This is a genomic window from Microcoleus sp. OTE_8_concoct_300 (assembly GCF_031383065.1).
Lineage (GTDB): Bacteria > Cyanobacteriota > Cyanobacteriia > Cyanobacteriales > Microcoleaceae > Microcoleus.
The window spans coordinates 1-1674 of sequence record NZ_JANMZH010000843.1 but is presented as its reverse complement, the minus strand read 5'-3'; the positions used below and the strand labels follow the sequence as shown (position 1 = coordinate 1674).

General features: G+C 41.8%; 1 protein-coding gene. It reads left to right on the top strand.

The features are described from left to right. Positions 1 to 1674: PAS domain S-box protein (locus ACUVJL_RS37285; protein WP_445250415.1), on the top strand; the 1674-nt coding region annotated here is incomplete at both ends.

The window sequence follows — 1674 nt, the reverse complement described above, 5'->3', positions numbered from 1 at the left end:
CGGTCACTGCTATCTCTGGCAAACAAACTTAGTAGGATTACATATTTTATCCGATGGTTTAATTGCTTTAGCTTACTACTCCATCCCCATCATGCTAATCTACTTTGTGCGACAGCGCCAAGATACTCCATTTCAGAAAGTGTTTTTTCTGTTTGGCGCCTTCATAATTGCCTGCGGTACAACTCATATCATGGATATTTGGACGCTTTGGTTTCCTACTTATTGGCTTTCTGGAGGAATTAAAGCTATTACTGCTCTGATTTCTATATATACTGCAACTGAGCTAGTCTTGTTAATTCCATCAGCCTTAGCTTTACCTAGTTCAGCTCAACTTATTGTGGCCAATCAAGCCTTAGAGAAGGAGATCCATGAGCGCAAGCGGGCTGAAAACGAATGCAAACAAATTGAGGTGGCTTTACGAAACAGTGAAGAGCAGTTTCGCCATGCATTTGAAGATGCCTCAATCGGCATAGCGATCCTTTCCCTCGATGGGCATTGGCTTAAAGTCAATCCTGCCCTATGCCAGATTGTTGGCTACTCTTCTGAAGAGTTGTTAACACTAACTTTTCAAGACATTACCTATCCCGAAGATTTAGAAGAGGATCTTAGCAATCAACGTAAGCTATTAGCAGGAACGATGTCAACTTACCAACGAGAAAAACGTTATTTCCATAAGCAAGGACATATTATTTGGATTCTGCTGAATGGATCGGTAGTACAAGATGAGCATGGAAATCCACTGCATATTCTTGCTCAAATTCAAGACTTTACGGCTCGAAAAGAAGCTCAAAAGACACTCGAACTGCAAAGCATTATTATGAATAACATGGCAGGTGGCGTGTGTTTAGTCAAAGCATCAGACCTCACGATCGTCTACACCAATCCCAAATTTGACGCTCTGTTTGGCTACACAGATGGCGAACTCGCAGGTCAACCCGTTGGTGTCTTGAATTATGTCGATAAAGAGGTTACACCAGACGCAAGCGTTGTAGATATTGTCACTCAAATTGATCAGAACGGAGAAGCACAATATGAAGTCTGCAATAAGAAAAAAGATGGAAGACTTTTTTGGTGCAGGGTTCATACGTCTAGGTTTGAGCATCCTGAATATGGAACCGTATATGTTGCTGTTCAGGATGATGTGACAGAACTGAAACAAGCTGAGCAAGCTTTGCAGGCTACCACAAATCGCCTCAACTTTCTTCTGAACTACAGCCCCGTCGTTATTTTTAGCTGTAAACCTAGTGGCAATTATGGACCAACGTTCATCAGCGAAAATATCAAAGATGTATTGGGCTATGAAAGCATTGTGTTTTTAGAAGATTCTGAATTTTGGGTGCATAACTTACACCCAGATGATCGAGAACGAGTAATTAATGGCTTAGCCAATCTATTCGTCAATGATTTTTATTTCCATGAATACCGTCTTCGTCGCTCAGATGGGGTTTATCGCTGGATACTCGGTCAACTCAGACTAATTCGAGATCCTGCAGGTAGACCAGTGGAAATGTTGGGATATTTAATTGACATTAACGATCGCAAACAAGCGGAGTTGGAACTTCAGCAAGCTAAAGAAGCCGCAGAAACAGCCAACCGAGCCAAAAGTATGTTCCTGTCCAATATGAGCCACGAACTCCGTACTCCTCTCAATGCTATTTTGGGATTTACGCAATT